This window comes from Planotetraspora thailandica, assembly GCF_016863335.1.
In the GTDB taxonomy this organism is placed as follows: domain Bacteria; phylum Actinomycetota; class Actinomycetes; order Streptosporangiales; family Streptosporangiaceae; genus Planotetraspora; species Planotetraspora thailandica.
On the sequence record NZ_BOOR01000067.1, the window covers coordinates 1 to 15,017 of the forward strand.

At 68.8% G+C, this 15,017-nt stretch carries 16 protein-coding genes; 5 read left to right on the forward strand and 11 right to left on the reverse strand.

What is annotated here, in order from left to right; genetic code table 11:
- From Pth03_RS34530 to Pth03_RS34540, 3 genes are all read right to left on the reverse strand, one after another.
- A partial coding sequence (locus tag Pth03_RS34530) for a hypothetical protein (RefSeq protein WP_203948674.1) occupies positions 1-2,559 on the reverse strand: 2,559 nt, incomplete at its 3' end.
- Positions 2,560-2,630: 71 nt separating this feature from the next.
- Positions 2,631-4,343 (reverse strand): sulfatase-like hydrolase/transferase, encoded by a 1,713-nt coding sequence (locus Pth03_RS34535; RefSeq protein ID WP_203948675.1) that lies wholly within the window; start codon positions 4,341-4,343, stop codon positions 2,631-2,633.
- Between the two features lie 121 nt (positions 4,344-4,464).
- Positions 4,465-5,328: a DUF3626 domain-containing protein gene (locus Pth03_RS34540; RefSeq protein ID WP_203948676.1), complete on the reverse strand. Its 864-nt coding sequence runs from the start codon at positions 5,326-5,328 to the stop codon at positions 4,465-4,467.
- A 203-nt stretch (positions 5,329-5,531) separates the two neighbouring features.
- Between Pth03_RS34540 and Pth03_RS34545 the strand changes: the two genes are divergently transcribed.
- Complete coding sequence (locus Pth03_RS34545) at positions 5,532-6,686, forward strand: alpha/beta hydrolase (protein ID WP_203948677.1); 1,155 nt, start codon at positions 5,532-5,534, stop codon at positions 6,684-6,686.
- A 62-nt stretch (positions 6,687-6,748) separates the two neighbouring features.
- On the opposite strand, the gene Pth03_RS34550 is transcribed toward Pth03_RS34545, so the two are convergent.
- Both Pth03_RS34550 and Pth03_RS34555 read right to left on the reverse strand, forming a co-directional pair.
- A complete protein-coding gene (locus Pth03_RS34550; protein WP_203948678.1) occupies positions 6,749-7,126 on the reverse strand; it encodes a barstar family protein in 378 nt (125 codons plus the stop codon).
- Positions 7,127-7,134: 8 nt separating this feature from the next.
- A complete protein-coding gene (locus Pth03_RS34555) occupies positions 7,135-7,548 on the reverse strand; it encodes a ribonuclease domain-containing protein (RefSeq protein WP_203948679.1) in 414 nt (137 codons plus the stop codon).
- Positions 7,549-7,787: 239 nt separating this feature from the next.
- Between Pth03_RS34555 and Pth03_RS34560 the strand changes: the two genes are divergently transcribed.
- Complete coding sequence (locus Pth03_RS34560; RefSeq protein WP_203948680.1) at positions 7,788-8,576, forward strand: alpha/beta hydrolase; 789 nt, start codon at positions 7,788-7,790, stop codon at positions 8,574-8,576.
- Between the two features lie 3 nt (positions 8,577-8,579).
- Here the strand turns inward: Pth03_RS34560 and Pth03_RS34565 are convergent, their stop codons facing one another.
- Together Pth03_RS34565 and Pth03_RS34570 are read right to left on the reverse strand one after the other, a co-directional pair.
- Positions 8,580-9,293 (reverse strand): HAD family hydrolase, encoded by a 714-nt coding sequence (locus Pth03_RS34565; protein WP_203948681.1) that lies wholly within the window; start codon positions 9,291-9,293, stop codon positions 8,580-8,582.
- Positions 9,294-9,379: 86 nt separating this feature from the next.
- Complete coding sequence (locus Pth03_RS34570) at positions 9,380-10,180, reverse strand: alpha/beta fold hydrolase (protein ID WP_203948682.1); 801 nt, start codon at positions 10,178-10,180, stop codon at positions 9,380-9,382.
- 35 nt (positions 10,181-10,215) lie between these two features.
- Between Pth03_RS34570 and Pth03_RS34575 the strand changes: the two genes are divergently transcribed.
- Positions 10,216-10,638, forward strand: a complete 423-nt coding sequence (locus Pth03_RS34575) for an HIT family protein (protein WP_203948683.1) — start codon at positions 10,216-10,218, stop codon at positions 10,636-10,638.
- Here the strand turns inward: Pth03_RS34575 and Pth03_RS34580 are convergent.
- The 3 genes from Pth03_RS34580 to Pth03_RS34590 form a co-directional block, all read right to left on the reverse strand.
- Positions 10,631-11,143 (reverse strand): GNAT family N-acetyltransferase, encoded by a 513-nt coding sequence (locus Pth03_RS34580; protein ID WP_203948684.1) that lies wholly within the window; start codon positions 11,141-11,143, stop codon positions 10,631-10,633. The two genes, Pth03_RS34575 and Pth03_RS34580, sit on opposite strands and share 8 nt — an antisense overlap.
- Before the next feature lie 64 nt (positions 11,144-11,207).
- Positions 11,208-11,789, reverse strand: coding sequence for a helix-turn-helix domain-containing protein (locus Pth03_RS34585; RefSeq protein WP_203948685.1), 582 nt, complete (start codon positions 11,787-11,789; stop codon positions 11,208-11,210).
- A gap of 409 nt (positions 11,790-12,198) precedes the next feature.
- Positions 12,199-12,663: a MarR family winged helix-turn-helix transcriptional regulator gene (locus Pth03_RS34590; protein ID WP_203948686.1), complete on the reverse strand. Its 465-nt coding sequence runs from the start codon at positions 12,661-12,663 to the stop codon at positions 12,199-12,201.
- A 60-nt stretch (positions 12,664-12,723) separates the two neighbouring features.
- On the opposite strand from Pth03_RS34590, the gene Pth03_RS34595 reads away from it, so the two are divergent.
- Positions 12,724-13,125 (forward strand): VOC family protein, encoded by a 402-nt coding sequence (locus Pth03_RS34595; RefSeq protein WP_203948687.1) that lies wholly within the window; start codon positions 12,724-12,726, stop codon positions 13,123-13,125.
- 38 nt (positions 13,126-13,163) lie between these two features.
- Here the strand turns inward: Pth03_RS34595 and Pth03_RS34600 are convergent, their stop codons facing one another.
- Positions 13,164-14,009, reverse strand: a complete 846-nt coding sequence (locus tag Pth03_RS34600; RefSeq protein WP_203948688.1) for a TIGR04222 domain-containing membrane protein — start codon at positions 14,007-14,009, stop codon at positions 13,164-13,166.
- A gap of 288 nt (positions 14,010-14,297) precedes the next feature.
- Between Pth03_RS34600 and Pth03_RS34605 the strand changes: the two genes are divergently transcribed.
- Positions 14,298-14,984 carry a DsbA family protein gene (locus Pth03_RS34605; protein ID WP_203948689.1) on the forward strand — a complete coding sequence of 229 codons (687 nt, stop codon included), beginning with the start codon at positions 14,298-14,300 and terminating at the stop codon, positions 14,982-14,984.
- The last annotated feature ends 33 nt before the right edge of the window (positions 14,985-15,017 follow it).

Sequence of the window (15,017 nt, forward strand, 5' to 3'; positions counted from 1 at the left end):
GACCAGATCCAGACGCCCCGCCTTTTGGAGCACATCCAGCATTCGTGCGACATCGCCGCCGTCTTCGAACCTGCCATCCGCGACGGCCCGCGTCGCCAGTGCGGCGACAAGATCACCACGACCGGCGTCCAGCGACGCCTCCAAAAAGCCGACGACTTCCCCAGGATCGTCGAATGAGCCGTCCGCCACGGCCCGCATCGCCAGGGCCGTGGCGAAATCACCGTGCCCGATTTCCTGAAAAGCGCCCAGCAGACTGGCGACGCCGTAGAAAGCGTCCTGGAGAACCACGTGGCCGACAGGGTCTCGGTTGAGCAACGCTGCGATGTGATGGTGGGCGCCTACCCGCCGCAACGCTTCCAGAAGGTCGGCGACCTGGCCCGGATCGTCGAGAGGAACATCGGCGGCGGCGCGGGCGGCCAGCACCTCCACCTGGTCGGCCAGGCCCACCCGCTGGAGAGCTTCCAGCAACTGGGCGAGGCCGTAGGGGGCGTCGAGGGGAACGCCGACGGCGGCACGCCTGGCCAGCGCCGCCACCTCATCGACACGGCCGGCCGCCTGCAACGCCTCCAGCAGGCCCACGACACCGTACGGATAGTCCACGGTGACCTGGCCGGCCAGATCGCGCCTCAGCAACGTCTCGACCTGATCGCCCCGACCGGTCTTCCGGAGAGCCTGGAGTAGTTCCACGACAGCGCCAGGATCGTCGATGGGGACGCCGTCGGCGGCACGCCTGGCCAACACCGCGACCTCGTCGGCTCGACCCGCCGCCTGCAACGCCTCCAGGAGGCTCCCGATGCCATAGGGATCGTCGAGAGGGACACCGTCAACGGCACGCCTGGCCAGCACCGCCACCTGATCGCTCCGGCCCGCCGCCTGCAACGCCTCCAGGAGTGAGCGGACGCCGTACACGCTGTGGAGAGCCGTGTGAGCGGCGGGATTTCGCTCCAACAGCACCTCCGCTTGATCGCCGCTCCCAACCGTGCCGAGCGCCTCCAGCAACGACGCGAGATGAGCGGGATCGTCGAGGGACACCTCCCGGGCGGCCCAGCGGGCGGCCGGTGTCTGCGCGTCGAGTTGCTGAGCGTGCAAGCCGCGGACGAGTTCCGCTGCCGCTGAGGTGTCGCCCGCGCCCGCAGCGCGCCGGCGCAACCACGCGGCGTACCGATACAGCCCACGTGTCTGTGCCTGTACGGCCAGAGCCGGCGTGTCGCCGTCGGCGGCGTGGGCGGTGACGGCATCCCAGAACTCTTTGGGAGGCAGGGCCCTAAGACGCTCGTTTGGTCCTATTTGTTCAAGATAGTCGCTCAATTGGTAGTGAGTGACGTCCCCATCATTTCCGGAAATATCGTGATCGACGCCCTCTTCTGCCCGCTGGGCAGGACGCGGGCGCACCGGCGTGAGGATCCCTCGGACCCCTTTACATGGGGCGGAGGTGAAGGCGAAAGCCTGTTCCAGCCAGTCGCCTTGGGCCTCCTCCCAATCATGATCGGTGAGATAGCCGGGGACCGCCGCTTCCAGCAGAGCCCGCGGCAGAGCACGGCCGCAGCCCAACCGGCGAGCGTCCATCGCCGCGTGGATCAGCGCCTTCGCCGCCGGCCATGCGGTGCGGTAGCGCTCCATCAGAACGGGGACCCCGGCCAGGTACTGGGTGATGTGCCTGTCCTTGGCGTCATCCGCGGCCTGGGCCAATCGAGGATCCGCCTCCGCGAGGCCCCGCAACGTGGACAGGTCTGCGTCGGTGAAGGATTCAGGCACATGAATCTGGTTGCCCGTCAGCAACCCGCGCGCCTCTGAATGTCGCGACGCGGAACCGCCACTGGTGAGGCGAGCGGCGTCCTGCGGCCAGATCGTGGCCAATACGAGCACGGGGCTGCGGCCCGGATCGCGCAGCAGATCGCGAAGCCCGGCTGCGACTCGTTCACCGATCGCCGGGTCAGAGGGGGTGCTCAGATACAGGTCGGCGTCGTTCAGCCAGACCACCGTGCGCGGCCCCACCCGCGGAAGTTCCTCGATCGCGGCCTCGGGGCGACTTGATCCGATCGGGTACCACAACCGCCAGCCTGCCGGCAGTTGCTTGATCACTTCCCAGCATGCCCGGGTCTTGCCCGTCGACGATCCACCGACCAAGACGGCGATCCTGCTGTCGCCTGCCGCGGCCTCCTGAACCACGTGGGCCAGCGCCTCATCGTGCGGACGCCCGACGTAGGGAGGAAGCAACGGCAGATCGACCGCTCCCGTGGGCGCGTCCACCGGATGGTGCACATCCAGCGCGAACGGGTCGGTCAGCTCGTCGATGAGCCATCCGACCGGCGCACTCGTATCAGTGACGCCGGCCGCATGGTCGTCTCGTGCTCGCCGGCTCGCTCGTCGCCATGCGATCAGTCCTGCGGCCATGCCGGGGACGATCAGAACCACGGACACAAGCTGAGCGATGTTCGCTGCCATCGTCAGGTCCTGGAACCGCAACGCGACGCCGATGGCGGCCAGGGAGGCCGCCAATCCCAGCAGTCCGACGGCGACCACGACCCGTTCCCACCATGAACGGATTCCGCCTGCCACGATCACATAGTGGCGTCTACTGGTACGGAACTCCAGAGATGACCACCATCGAGCCCCGTTTCAGAAAGACATCAGCGTGACGGCTGGCCGGCACGTGGTTGCGATCCGAAAGCGGTCAGGAACTTGTCACGGAAGTCGCTCATCGGCCAGACGGGGGCGTTCGGGCCCGGCCGCAGGCCGTCCTGCCAGCCCCAACTGGAGATGCTGTTCAGCACGGCGGGGTCGCGGGCGACGATCGTGACCGGCACGTCGTGGTCGGCGCCCACTCCGGACACGAGCGGGGCCGGCTGGTGGTCGCCGAGGAAGACGAGCACGGTGTTGTCGTCGCCGTAGTTCTCCACGTAGGAGATCAGGCTGTTCAGTGAATACTCGATGGAGCGCCCGTAGTCGGTGCGCACCTGGGTGAAGTCGCTCCACACCGAGCCCCGTGCCGTACCCGCGGACGGCATGCCGGTGTAGGCGGAGCCGTCGCCGACGGCCTTCCAGTCGATGAGCGACGGGATGGGCGTCCAGGGCGCGTGGCTGGAGACCTGGACGACCTCCGCCATGACGGGGGCGTGTCCCGCTTTTGCGCGCTCCAGGCGCTGGAAGGTCGACAGGGTGTACTGGTCGGGCATGGTGCCCCAGTTGAAACGGGGACCGCGATATCCCAGATCTTGGGCGGTGTAGATCTGGTCGTAGCCGAAGAACTTGCCCTCAGGCCAGGGCTGGGTCGTCCCCGGCATGACGGCGACCGTCCGCCAGCCCGCACGCTTGAAGGCGCTGCTCAGGGTCAGCCGGTTACTCGTCAGGAGGCTGTCGGAGCGCTGCTGGTTGTCGATCCACAGGCCGGACATCAGCGTGTCGTGGGCCAGCCAGCTCCCGCCTCCGAACGTCGGCGAGGTGAGGAAGGCACTCCGGGAGGAGAACCCGGCGGCTTTCAGCGTGCGGGTGCCGGCGTCGAGCACCGCGTCGACCCCCGGCGAGAAGCTCGAACCCTGTACGGCGGAGCGCCCATAGCTTTCGACGAAGGAGAAGATGACGTCCTTGCCGCGGAGGGCGGTCAGCAACTGGTCGCCGGGGGTGGCGCCGAAGGCGTCGACGGAGGCCTCCTTGGCGAAGGCCTCCTGGTCGTGCAGGCTGGCCGGCACCTGAAGCAGCTGGTCGTCGGCGACGCTCGCGACCGGGACGCCGGGGATGATCTGCACGCTGAACACGGCGCAGACCACCCAGGTGATCCCGAGCACCGCGAGGCCGCCGGCCGCCGTGGTGTTGTGCCGGACGGCGGTACGGCTCAGCCGCAGGACCGAGCGCGCCATGACGACGAGCACGGCGAGGGCGAGCGCGCCGGCGGCGACCACGGCGCCGATGGCTCCGATCCGGCCGAACGACGCCGAGACGAACTCCACGCCGGCCGAGAAGAAGGAGAGGTCGTACACCGGGTTGAACGGCCGGGCCAGCACCGCGGAGAACCCCAGGTCGATGATCTTCCAGATGGCCAGCACGCCGAGAGCCGCACCTGCGATCACCGCCACCGGCGGCCGGAATCTGTTCGGCAGGACGAGCAGGACGGCGACGCCGAGGAGCCCTTCCACGGGAATGCGCAGGAAGGCCGCCGGGGTGATGCCGCCGACCGTGTCGGGGGCGACGAGCGTGACCATGACCACGATGAATGCGAGCGCGGTGACCGCCCATGCCACGACCCGCCGTAAGCGCCGGAGGCCCCCTCCGCCGTCACCGGATTTCTCCTCGGTGATGGCCCGTTCCTGATCCGGCTGACGGCGGAAATGCGTGATGAGCGACATCCGGTGGTCCTTCCTTGCGGAGCCCGATGCCGTCGTGATGTGCGAATTGAAGCGGCGGCATCACCTCTGTGTACGGCCGGTGGCCACCGGTGGTTCAGCTGCGACGCACGAGACCGGGTGGTCAGCGATGGGCGAGGCAGTCCGTTCCCGCGCCGGAGGGTGCGCCGAACCGGGCCAGGCAGTGCCAGACCTTCTTCAGAGCCTGCGGGTCGTATCGTCCGATTGCGGCGGCCTCTCCGAGGATCCGCGGGTCGAGGAAGCCGTCCACGGCGAGGGCTGCGCCGAGATCGATGTGCTCCTGCCCGCGGTAGTCGGCGTGGCACCGCAGATGATCGACGCTGAGCCGGAATCCGTCGTGCCACTCGATCGCGCAGGGAAGCCGGAGTGCCGCGGCGTGCACGGCCGTCCCGCGATGGCTCGGGTCCAGTACCAGCGCCTCGACGTCACGGTCGAGCCTGACCGGTCCGTGCACCTGCGCCTCGATGTAGTCGTCCAGGGCGTCCTGGTCGTCGGCCTCGGCCAGGTCGATGAGCGCCATGCGCGAGGCGACGCCGAAGGCCGACGGTTCGAAGAAGCTGTCCGGATAGCAGAAGGTGGCCCGGAAACCGGTGTCGGCGGCCAGCCTGAAGTGGGCGGATCCAAAGCGCGGGGCGGCGCCGACGGTCTTGCCGCGGAAGTTCAGCGCTCCGTAGACCGGGCGCTCGTGAGCAGGAGCCTGATCGTAGGCTCCGCCGAAGATCCGGCTCTCCCAGCGCCACCGGTCACCGCCGGGATGCGCGGTCAGCCCGCCGTTGCCGGTGCCCGTGACGAACTGCGAGTGATACACGCCGTCATCGGCCAGAACGAGCAGAATCGGGCGGTCGCGCACCAACCGGTCGGGATGGAAGTTCAGCATCACCCGCAACCAGGAGTCGAGCGGCTCACCCGACGACAAGGCGGTGACATGCCGCAGAGCACGCTCCTGCGGCGAGGCGCCACCAGTCATCCGCCCGTCCCTCCCCGGCGATCATCGAAGGCGAGGCCAGGTTACGGCGAAGCGGCATACGACCAAAGTCGAATTCCACCTCTCCTGAGGTCGGAGGCGATCCGGCCACCCGCCCGATGCCGCAGGCGTAGCGAAACGGCGACGCTGTCCGATGTCCCCCCGGCGGCACCCCGTCAGGACGACCCCCAACAGTGGAGCACGTCATGCCTCTCGGTTACCTGTTGTCTTCGACGCTCATCGCGCTCGCCGCAGTGGTCGCCCTGGCAGCCCTGCGCCGCCCGAGAGCGCTCGCAGATCTGAGCTTCCGGGTCGGCATCGTGATCAACGAGTTGCCGTTCATCGTGCTCTTCCTGCTTCTGGCCTCGACGGCGCTGGCCTTCGCCCAGGGTGACCTCGCCGGCCCGGTCGGGTGGGTGCCGCTCGTACCGGCCGTCGTGGCGACCGCCGGGCTCGCGGTCGTCGTACGGCGCGGCCTGCGGACGAAACCGGCCGTCGAGCACGCGCTGGCGGACGCTCTCGGCAGCGGGTGGCGGGCCGCGATCGACCCCGGCTTGTCCGTACGGCTACGCCGGCGTCTTCCCCTCGCCCACATCCTGCTCCGGCCCTTCTTCGCCCACCGCCGCGATGTCGAACGGGTGGCGAACCTCGCGTACGGCGACGCGGGGAAGCGGAACCTTCTCGACGTCTACCGGCATCGCTCCCGGCCGTCGGGCGCCCCCATCCTGATTCACCTGCACGGCGGGGGTTACTTCAGCGGCAGGAAGAACAGCCAGTCGCTTCCCCTCATCTACCGGTTCGCGAGCCAGGGCTGGGTGTGCATCAGCGCGAACTACCGGCTGCGACCGGCGGTGGAGTTCCCCGACCACCTGGTGGACCTCAAGAAGGTGATCGCCTGGGTGCGGGAGCACGCCCACGAATACGGCGGCGACCCGTCCACGGTGTTCGTGTCGGGCAGCTCCGCGGGCGGCCACCTCGCGTCGATCGCCGCCCTCACGCCCAACGATCCCGCGTTCCAGCCCGGCTTCGAGGACGCGGACACCACGGTCACCGCCGTCATCTCCCTCAACGGCTACTACGGCACTTACTACGGCCAGGGCCTGGAGTCCTCGCCTCTGAACTACGTGAAGGCCGACGCTCCGCCGTTCTTCATCGCGCACGGCGACCTGGACACGGTGACGTTCGTCGAGGGCGCCCGGGTGTTCGCCGAGAAGCTGCGCGCGTCATCGGACAACCCGGTCGTGTACGCGGAGTTGCCCGGCGCGCAGCATGCCTTCGACCTGTTCCACTCGCTCCGCTTTGAGGCCGTCGTCGACGCCGCCGAAGCGTTCGCCGCCTGGGTGCGTTCACGCACCCGATAAGCCCAGCGCGTTCCCGCACCCGACGGCCGTACGGCAGGGCCGAGCGGGCGGCGGCCCGGCGGTCAGGGCAGGGCGGATGCGACGCGGTGGCGGAGGTCGGGTTCGTGGGCGGGGTCGGTGCACAACGTCAGGGTCAGGCCCGCGTCCGCGGCGTCGGCCAGGACGGCGAGGAGGGTGGCGAACTGCTCAGGGGGCTCGTCGATGAGCAGTTCGTCGGCGTTCGCGACGACGAGGGCGACGTTTCCGGCCTGGGTGGCATCACGCAGGGAGTCGGTGAGCGCGTCCCAGTTGCGGCCGAAGTAGGCGGGGAAACGCAGGGCCCGCGCCACCTCCGTGAAGAAGGCGGCGCGGGTCCGGCATTCACGCCCGTCGACGACCGCCGGCGCCGGACCGGTGGACACCGTCAGCCAGTGCGGCAGCGAACGTTCGGCGGAAGTCATGGGATTCCTTAGAGCCGGTAGAAGTCGGTGTAGTGGTTCGGCGAGAACCAGACGGCGCCGCTGCTGCGGTTCACGACGATCCGGTACGCGTCACGCGCGGCGCCCCGGCTCCGGGAGTACACGTCGTACTCGTAGTAGGTGCCGCCGCTGGGAAGCTGGCCTTCGCGGTTCTCGAAGCGCCCGCCGGTGTAGTTGTACCTGCCGTCCGGCCACGTGTACCAGCCGGCGGTGGTGGGGTAGCCCTTGGACTGCCAGGTCGACCGGGCCGAGCGGGCGTCGGAGCAGCGGGAGATGTTGCAGGAGCTGTAGACCGACGCGTTGGCGGGGACGACGCCGACGAGGGCGGTGAACGACACGATCGCCGCGAGGATGACGGCGAGCCGTGCCGCCAAGGAAGGACGGGAGCGGAGAGGGGTGTGCACGGAGCCTCCTTGAGAGGGGGACGGACACCCGTCAGGATCACCGTCAGATCGGGTCAAATAAAGAGAAAGACCGCCAAAGGAAGCGTGAACTCTTCGCAGCATCGGGCCAACCCCCAAGTCGCCCTGTGGTGATACCCTCCCCCGGCCTCCTATGTTCCGGCGAACACAGCGGGTCGCCAATCGATCACAATTCCATTGCATAGCGGGACAAGGCGGGCGTCCTACCGGACATTGGTCTCATGCGCGCATGGTCTCTGGTACTCGGCGTGATCATTCTTCTGGGTGTGTCCGGCTGTGGCGGGGGGTCCGCCGAAGAGGCGAAGCCGGCTCCCGCGACCCCGGCGGCGGCCCCGCCTTCCTCTGGGCCGTCCTCTGGGCCGTCCCCCGACCTCGTCCGCTGCAACCAGGGACCCACGGTGCCGTTCACGACCACGACGGTGAAGAGCCCCGGCACGTCCGCCGACCTCGCCGTCGGCGTGGCAGGCGACGGCCCGGTCGGCGTCGTGATCGCGAACACCCTCGTCGGCTATCACTGCGACTGGCTGATCTGGGCGGACCATCTGGTCAAGAAGGGCTTCCGGGTGGCGGTGTTCGAGTACGGCTTCGTACCCCAGACGGTGGGCGTTCCGGCCATGCTCGAGCGCGGGTCGGGTGAGATGGCCGCCGTCGGCGCCAGGCTCAGGGAGCTCGGCGCCCAGAAGATCGTCTATGCCGGCGGCTCGCTCGGCGGATCGGTCGCGCTCGCCACCGCCGCCGACCCCACCACCGGAGCGGCCGGCGTCATCTGCCTGTCCGGCGGCCTGGAGGGACAGGAGGAGACGGTCAAGCGGCTCACCGTCCCAGCGTTGTACGCCGCCGCCGAAGACGACGGCCTCGCCCCGACACTCGCCAAGGCCCTTCACAAGGCGACGGCCGACGGCACGCTGGCCGTCTACCCCGGAGCCCAGCACGCCGGCGAGATGTTCGTCGACGAGCGGTACGCGGACAGGCTTCAGCAGAAGATCGAGACGTTCCTGCGGGCCCTGTGAACGTCAGAGAAGTGAGGCCACCAGCTCGTCCAGGGACCGGATCACGGTGATCCCCTCCGAGGACGGCGCGCCGGTGGCCTCTCGGTCGATCCAGTACGAGCGCAGGCCCGCCTCTCGTGCGCCGACGGCGTCGATCTCGTATTTGTCGCCGACGTAGGCGACCTGGTGGGCCGGCAGGCCGAGCAGCGCGCAAGCCGCCAGGAAGATGCCGGCGTCCGGCTTGGGCGCCCCGTGCTCGTGGGAGCACACGATCGTGTCGCCGAAATGATCGAGCAGGCCGATGATCCGAAGCTTTTCCCGCTGGTAGGTCAGCGACGAGTTCGACACGATGCCGAGGCGGAAACGCGGCGCGAGCGCCCGCAGGGTGGGCTCGGCGTCGGGGAAGGCGGCCCACGTGGTCGTCCGGAACGCCGTGTATTTTGCGAACCAGCCGGCCGCGTCCTCGTCGGAGATGCCGCCTGCCGGAAGACGCCCGACATGGGCCAGGAACCTTCTGGTCCGGGAGAGCTGCTGCCCGGCCATGGTCAGTTCGCCGATGAGGAACCGCTCGTACTCCTCGTCCATGATCTGCCGCCAGAGCGCCACGGCCTCGGCGGGTGAGGGGAAGTGCTCCAGCAGCCCCTCCACCGTCAGGTGCTCGATCACGCCGACCCGCTCGGAGGTCGTGTAGTCGAAAAGCGTGTCGTCGATGTCGAACAGAACCCCGCGGATCTCCACCCGTCCACAATGCCAGGCCCGGAAAGTCGACCACGCATGGGCCAGGCTTCCGGCTCTGGATCTTCCATCACTGACACTGATTCGCTTCAGCGGCCGAGGAACTCCGCGAGAATCGGAGCGAGCACCGCCGGATCGACCGAGTGCGTCTGGCCCTCGACGCTGCGGCGTTCGGCGTGCGGGATGCTCGCCGCGATCGCCGCCGCGGCGTCGCCGAAGAAGTCGCCGCCACCGCCGACGAAGGTGCCGGCGCTCGCTCCACCCGTAGCAACCAGGGTCGGCTGCGCGATCGTCGCCAGACGGTGGGCGGGCGGCCGTCCGTCTCCGAGGCAGGCGGCGTCGTAGGCGAGGGTGTGGGCGATGGCCTCCAGGCCCGCCCACATGGGCGAGTTCCTCGCCGCCGCGATGTCGTCGTCGGGGGCGCCGGCCGTCCTCATGAACAGGGCGAACGCGTCGCCGCGACGACCCTCGGCGAGGAGCGCCTCCAGCGTCTCGGCATAGGCCCGGTGCCGCTGCTCCGCGTCGCCGGCCACGTCGTAGGGCACCTCGTACACCGCGAGCCTGCCCATCGGAACCCCGGCCGCCGCCGCCTCCATAGCGAGGGCGCCTCCCGAGGAGACTCCGTACACATGGGGTGCGCCGCCGGCCTCGGCGGCCAGCACGCCGATGTCCTCGATCTCGCGTTCCAGCGCGTACGGCAGGCCGTCCCCGCTGTCTCCGCGGCCGCGCCGGTCGTAGTTGTAGACGGTGAAGTCCTTCGCCAGTTCCCCGGCGAGCCGCGCGTTCCCCGAGCGGTCGAACGTGGCTCCACCTACCAGGATCACGGCCGGGCCGTCTCCCATCCGGTCGTAGGCGATCGGCGTGCCGTCTTTCGACCTCACACGGTGCACGTGACTCCTCCTCGCATGCCCGCCATGATGATCAGGTGACTGCGTGCCCGTTCTGTGCCGTCGGCGGCGGCGAGATCGACGCGGACCTGGTCGCCTACCGCTCGCCGGGCGTCTTCGTGATCCCCACGCTAAAACAGCGCATCAGAAACCGGGGCCATATGTTGGTGCTCCCGGTTGGCCACCTGACCAGCCTGCCGGAGGCGAGCCCCGCGCTGCTCGGTGAGATCTTCCAGGTCGCCGGTCGTGTCGGCGCCGCCCTGGCCACCGCCTTCGGCGCCTGCGGCACGACCATGTTCCAGAACGACAACTCCCCCGACCAGGTGCTGTTCCACCTCCACGTGCATGTGGTGCCGCGATTTCCGGGCGACGCGTTCGTCATGCCCGACCCCTCAGGCGTCGTGTTGCCCCGCGCCGAGCGGGCGGAGCAGGCCGCCGCGCTCATGCAGGCTCTCAGGTGAGCTGCTTGTAGAAGAAGCTGCAGTCTTCGAGCGTGCCGCCGGGATCGGTCGCGTAGTCGGGGACGATGCCGAAGCGCGTCCAGCCGGCGCCCTCGTACAGGTGATCGGCGGCGCTGCCGGTGACCGTGTCCAACAGGAGAAGGGTGACTCCTGCCTGCGCGGCGGCCTGTTCGGCGGTGGCGAGGAGGGCGCGGGCCAAGCCCTGCCCGCGGGCGTCGGGGTGCACCATGAGCTTGATGACGTCGGCCCGGTGCCTGCCGTTCGGCTTGCGGTCCACGACGAGGCTGATGGTGCCGACCACACCGCCGGGGCCGTGCGCCACCCAGATGGTCATGGTGCCGTCGGAGACCGCGGGCTGCTGAGTCCGCCACCATGCCGCCGCCTCCTCCTGGCGGAAGGGGAAGCGGAAACCGAGGGAGGCGCCGCCCGCGACGACGTCGACGAGGAGGTCGGCCAGGCTCTTCACGGTGGCGGGAAAGTCGTCCGGGGCGAGACGGCTGATCATTTCGCGTTCCTTTCCACGGGCGTTGAGGGGAGTCCACGGGCGTTTACGCGGAGTCCGCAGGCGTTCACGGGAGAACGATCACCAGCGCGTACCGGACCGGATCGGGGCCCAGGCAGCGGAAGCGCGATGGACCCCACAGGCGGAAGCGCAGGCAGTCACCCGCATTGAGTTCGTGCACGCCGCCGTTCGTGGTGATCTCGAGCACCCCGTCGAGCACCCAGATGTGCTGTTCCATGCCGGGCACCGGCGCGCCGTCATAGGAGATGTCCGCGCCGGGGCGCAGAACGGACTCGACGAGTTCGCCGCGCAGGGCGGGATGGGGCGGGGACACCGAGCGCCGGACGAACCCGGAGCTTTCATCGCTCCACACCGGCTGCCGGTCGGCCCTGACCAGTTGCGGTGGCTCCGACTCCACCTCGGCCAGCAGCTGCGACATCGTCCGGCCGTACACCGTGCACAGCCGGTTGAGCATCGAGGCCGTGGGACTGATCTCCATGCGTTCCAGCCGCGACAACGTCGAGCGACTGATGCCGGTGCGTTGCGCGAGCTCGTCCAGTGACCATCCGTGCTCCACACGCAGTTGCGCCAGCCGCCCCGCCAGCCGAGCCTCCATCTGCTCTGCGACGAACCCATTAAGTTCTCCCATATCTGGGACAATATCCCAAATCAGAGAACCCTGACCATGGTGGTGATCACGCATCCCCCCATGGTGGTGATCACGCATCCCCCCATGGTGGTGATCCCGCACCCCCACTCGCCGTGATCATGCAGAAGTTCGCCGAGACGCTTCGCGACCTGCATTTTCATTTCCCGTGATCATGCAGAAGTTCGAGAACACCCCACGCCACCTGGCCTTTTGAGATTCGTGATCATGCAATGCAACCGCCAGTGCATGATCACGAAATATGTCGTCCCAGGTCAGGGCCACAAGCATCGAACTTCTGCATGATCACGATGGACATCCGCCCAGGTCAGTCGCATTTCCCCGAACTTCTGCATGATCACGGCCAGGGGTTTGTGCAGGCCGGGCGGCCATTCTCCGAACTTTTGCATGATCACGGCGAGGGGTGGGTGGGGTGGAGGAGGTGGGTGTAGACCTTGTGCAGCATCTCGTGCAGGCGGGCTCGCTCGTCCTGGCTCAACGGGGCGAACAGTTCGTCCTGAAACTTCCGCGCCTCCTCCTCCAACTCGGCCAGTACGGCACGGCCCGCCGGAGTAAGGCTGACCGCGACCCGGCGGCGGTCGGCGGCGTCGCGGGCGCGGTCGACCTGACCGGCGACGGCCAGTTCGTCCACCACCTTCGCCACGTCGCTCGGATCCATGGAAAGACGGCCGGCCAGTTCCCGCTGGACATGCGGCCCGAAGTCGGCGAGCGCGGCGAGTACGGCCATGTGCCACAACCGGAGTCCGCGGGCGGCCAGCCGTTCGGCCAGTCCGCCACGCGCGGCCTTGCCCGTACGGGACAGCAGGTACGTGCTCAACGCGATCAGGCTGGGCGGTGCGGCATCAGGGGTCCCCATGAGCCCAAATTGTAGGTGCACACCTATAGTAGGTGCACACCCACTATTGGAGGACATCTCATGGACGCCCTGCATCCGCGCCTGCTCACGACCCGATTCGCCCAGAGCTTCGCGTTCTACGAGGCCGTTCTGCCTGAGTTGCTGGGCGCCACGCTGATGAGAGGAGACGCCGCGGGACCGTACGCGCATTGGGACGGCGATGGCCAGGGCATTCTGTCCCTCTTCGACGCCGGCATGATGGCGGCCGCGGTCGGGAGCGTCGACGTCGACGCCGCCAAGGCGCGAGACAGCGTGATCTTCATCTGCCGCGTCGCCGACGTCGACTCAGCCTTGGCTCTGTGCCTCCGCCATGGTGCGACGCTCGCCGCGGACGCCGCCGACCGCCCGCAGTGGGGGCCGAACCTCCGCACCGCCCACGTCCGCGACCCCGACGGCGTCCTGATCGAGCTGCAGTCCTACTGACGCGGCAAGGCGAAATCACAGCCGGGCCGACACGTTGATTACGAACCCCAGCTCATGCTGGTATCGCTGAGTCCGCTCCCTCCACCGGGGTCGGCGCCCGGAAACCGCTTCGGCTTCCAGACCCACGAACCTTCGTCCAAAGGGGCCGTTTCGACGGTCTGAAGCCCGTGCCGCGTCTCATGGTTGAGCGCTCCCGAGCCGCCGAGCAGGGCGACGGCCGCGTCCGGCATCCCCCGGAGACCGCCCTCCTCGTGACGGGTGAACGCATGGGTGAGCACGTGGTGGCCGGCGTCGGTCAGGGGGACGGACTCGTCCTCCACCGCCCGCCGCCGGGCCACCTCGCCGATAACCACGCCCACGGCCGCAATCACCGCGCCCAGTGGTTCCCGGGCGAAAGCCAGAATCACCACCGCGACTACGGCGAGCCAGATGGAGACGGTCAAGAGCCGCCGGCTCCACCTGGGAGGTTGATGCCCCGGCGGCAGCAGTAACCTCTGGCGGATCAGCCGGCCAGACAGAGCTGCGATCGCCTCACTGTCGGCCAGTTCGCCCGGTAACTCGGCCACGGAGACCCGGCCGCCCCGGGACTTCACGGCCGCGACGACGCCGGCCGCTATCGCGTCGTCCTCCCCCACGGCGGCCGGGCCTGCCTCGACGTGCCCGTCGCCGCTGAGCCGTACGGCTTTCGCCCGCGCCAGGACGGCCAGCGCGGTTACCACCACTCTGCGAACGCCGCCGGCGAGGTAGGCCAGTTCGTAGAGGCTCGGAGACCGGTCGCGGGCGCCTGGCGCGCTCCGCGAGCGCCTGCGCGTCCACCCGTCCGTCATGCTCAAGGCGACGACGAGGAGAAGTAAGCCGATGGACAGGAGTTCGGATGACGACATACGGTCACCTAGCGCCCTCGCTACGGATAATGCCCAGAAAACGCGATAGATCGGGAATTGGTTCCACTGTCGGTCGGCGATCGGCCGCCAAATACTCGTAGCCATCGCGTAGCCGTACGAAGTGGTAATCAGGAATACCTCGCCGGAATGACTGCCGATCAGGCTATTCACGCCGGGGAAAGCAGGGGCCTTTCTACACGGGCTCTCCGCACGAGCAGCCCTGGAGAGAAACATGTCACTTTGCCCCGTTAAGGTGCCACCGATGGCCGTCATCGAAAGGCAGCAGCCGTGAGCTCCCCCGAAGTCTCCCCGAAGCCGAGAAGAACGCGGCTGTACGTGACCATGATCGCGGGCTTGGCGCTGGTCGCCCTCTGCCTCATGGCGGCCTTCGCACCGGAGGATTCCTCGCTGTACGGCGCCTCGCCGTCGGGCACGGCCGACGAGCTGGTGACCCTGCGGGCCGACGGCAGCGTCGTGATCGCCCGGCCGGGCGTGGACCGCCCCCGCCTCGACGTCTACGAGGACTACCAGTGCCCGTACTGCAAGGAGTTCGAGCAGGGCAACGGCAAGGTGGCCAGGGATCAGGCGGTGCAGGGCAGGCTCGCCCTGGTCATCCACCCCATGACGGTCTTCACCGACTCTCCGATGCGGGAGAACTCCGACCGTGCCCTGAGGGCGTCGATCTGCGTCACCAACCCCCGCCGGTGGCTGGCCTACCACGACGCCCTCTATTCGGCCCAGCCCCTGGAGGTGGACGACGGCGGCTTCGCCGTCCCCGACCTGGTCGACCTCGCCGCGGAGACGGGCATCCCGACGGGCGACTTCGCCGATTGCATCACCTCCGAGGAGACGGCGGCCAAGGCCAGGATGTTGTCCAGGCAGGCCCAGGCCGACGAGGTGACCGGCACCCCGACGATCAGGCTCGACGGCCAGGACATCGACTGGTCCACCCCCTGGGCCGACCCCGCCGTCTGATCCCGCGTCGCCCCCCCCCCCCCCCCCCCCCCC